General features: G+C 48.5%; 1 protein-coding gene. It reads left to right on the forward strand.

Features of this window, described 5'->3' with window-relative positions; genetic code table 11:
• On the forward strand, window positions 1–732 hold the full coding sequence (locus tag R7R78_RS25060; protein WP_021450568.1) for a response regulator transcription factor: 732 nt from the start codon (window positions 1–3) through the stop codon (window positions 730–732).
• Window positions 733–889: the final 157 nt, after the last annotated feature.

Below are 889 nucleotides of genomic sequence, written 5' to 3' on the forward strand. Positions count from 1 at the left end.
ATGGAACGGCATACAACCAACGTGGTGGCGAACATATTGTTGATTGAAGACGATGATGACTTGGCCGAACTGGTTCAAATGCATCTCAAGTTTCAGGGGCATCAAGTCAGTCGAGAATCCAGCGTTGCAGCGGGCAGAAATGCTTATCAGCAGCAGTCGTTTGATTTGGTGATCCTCGACAGAGGTTTACCCGATGGTGATGGTTTAGATATCTGCCATCACTTGCGCCAGCAGCAAGATTGGACGCCGGTTTTGGTGTTGACTGCAAGAGACGGTGAGATGGATAAAGTGGATGGATTGGAAGCTGATGTCGACGATTACATCACAAAGCCGTTTAGTGTTTTAGAGTTTCAAGCTCGGGTGAGAAATGTACTTCGGCGCGTCAATCAAGTCGCTGAAAAGCCGACTCCAGAGAGACCAGAAGAAGAGGCACTTAACTTTGGTGACTTGAAGATCATTCCCCAATTGCATCAGGTTTCGCTCAACGATAAAGACGTCGCGCTGACGGCAACCGAGTTTACCTTGCTACAGTTTCTCGCCACTCGTCCCGGTCGAGTCTACAGTAAGGACGAGCTGTTGGATCATGTCTGGAACACCAATCATGCTGGGTATCATCACACGGTTTGTAGCACCATTAATCGCTTGCGCAGCAAGCTGTCGTTGTCGGACTCAGAGCATCATTTTATTCAAACGGTTTGGGGTGTTGGGTACAAATTTCAGCCGCGCCCATAATAGGCGGTGTGAGGAGGCGATAGGATGAGCTTCAAATCTCGTTTGGTGGTATTCACCACGGTTTGGTTTTGTTTGGCGATGGCGGCCATTGCGCTGACTTACAATTGGCAAAAAGAAACCATTGAGCTTCGTACCAAGCAAAGCTTGCATCAAGATC

The organism is Vibrio sp. 2134-1, assembly GCF_033339495.1.